Annotated in this window: 1 protein-coding gene; it reads right to left on the bottom strand. The window is 72.6% G+C overall.

The genetic code is table 11. The features are described from left to right. A partial coding sequence (locus ACFW2E_RS46100) for an acyltransferase domain-containing protein (RefSeq protein WP_384477953.1) occupies positions 1-1891 on the bottom strand: 1891 nt, incomplete at both ends.

Below are 1891 nucleotides of genomic sequence, written 5' to 3'. Positions count from 1 at the left end.
GGGGTGTCGATGAGGACGATGCGGTCGGGGTGTTCGGCCTGGGCGGCGCGGGTCAGGCCGCGGATGGCGGACTGCTCCGGGTCGGTGGCCGCCTGTCGGGTGTGGACCAGGAGCGTCTCCTCGTCGCCGGACAGGTGGGCCTGGAGCCGCGGGAGCAGCTCGGCGGCCGTCGCGGCCCGCAGGACCGTGTACGCGGCCGTCGGCTCGGTCGCCCGCGCGGTGACCGGCACCCACTCCACCCGGTACAGATCACGCACCGCACTCGGCTCCGCCGCCAGCGGGCGCAGCGCCAGCGCACCGACAGTGGCCACCGGGGCCCCGGCCGGGTCGGCGAGGTCGAGGCGGTAGCCCGAGCCCTCGCCCGTGACACGCACCCGCACCGCTGAAGCGCCGGTGGCGTGCAGCGTGACGTCCGACCAGGAGAACGGCAGCTGGGCCGCCGAGTCGCTCTCCTCTGCCAGGGTGATGGTGTGCAGGGCGGCGTCGAGGAGGGCGGGATGGATCCCGAAGCCTTCCGTGTCCGTGCCTTCGGGCAGGGTGACCTCGGCGTAGACGGTCCCGTCGGTGGCGCGCCAGGCAGACGTGAGTCCCTGGAAGAGCGAGCCGTACACCAGCCCGACACCGGCCAGGTCGTCGTAGAGAGCCGTGGTGTCGACCGGTTCCGCACCGGCCGGGGGCCAGGCGGTCAGATCGGCGGCGGGCTCGACGGCGTCGGCCGACAGAACACCTTCGGCGTGGAGGGTCCAGCCCTCCTCACCCTCCGGGCGGGAGTGCACCGTGACGGTGGGCTCGTCGCCCCCACCGACACGCACCCGCAGGGCGACCGCACCGGCCTCGGGCAGAACGAGCGGGGCATGCAGAGTCAGGTCACGGACCGTGCCCGCACCGACCTGGTCCCCGGCCCGCACCGCGATCTCCACGAGTGCGGCACCCGGGACGACGACCGTGCCGTGCACCGCGTGCTCGGCCAGCCACGGATGCGTGGCCAGGGACAGCCGGCCGGTGAACAACACCCCGTCGGAGTCCGGCAGTTCCACCGCCGCACCCAGCAACGGGTGCTCCGCATCCGACTGCCCAGCGCCGGCGACATCACCACGCACGGCACCCGCGTAGGCGTCGAGCCAGTACGGCTGGTGCTGGAAGGCGTAGGTGGGCAGGTCGACATCCTGCCGACCGGGGCCGAAGTAGGCGGCCCAGTCGACAACCGGGAGCCTTGTCAGCGCCTCGACCAAGGCGTGGGGTTCGGTGCGGTCGCGGCGAAGAGTCGCGACGAGTGTCGCCTCCGTACCCGTGTCCGCGGCCATGGCGGTGAGCACCGCGTCGGGGCCCAGTTCCAGGAACGTACGCACACCACGGCTGTCCAACGTCGCCACGGCGTCGGCGAAGCGGACCGCCTCACGGACGTGACGCACCCAGTAGGAAGGTTCGGAGAGGTCCGCATATGTGACGGCCGTGCCGGTGAGGGTCGAGACGATCGGTATCGACGGCTCGGAATAAATCAGTTGGGCGGCGATCCGCTCGAACTCGGCGAGCATCGGCTCCATCAGCGGGGAGTGGAAGGCGTGGCTGACGCTGAGCCGCTTCGTCTTGCGGCCCGCCTCGGAGAAGTGCCGTACGACCTCGTCCACGCCCGCCTCGGGTCCGGAGACGACCACCGACACCGGACCGTTGACGGCCGCGATCCCGGTGCCGTCCGGCAGCACGGGCAGGACCTCGTCCTCGGTGGCCTGTACGGCCGCCATCGCGCCCCCGGCCGGAAGCCGCTGCATCAACCGGCCGCGCGCGGACACGATCAGCGCCGCGTCCTCCAGCGACCACAGCCCCGCCACATGCGCCGCCGCCAGCTCACCGATCGAATGCCCGGCCAGCACATCCGGCCGCACACCCCACG

The sequence above is a fragment of the Streptomyces sp. NPDC058964 genome, from assembly GCF_042741275.1.
Lineage (GTDB): Bacteria > Actinomycetota > Actinomycetes > Streptomycetales > Streptomycetaceae > Streptomyces.
This window is presented reverse-complemented; position numbering and strand designations above follow the sequence as displayed.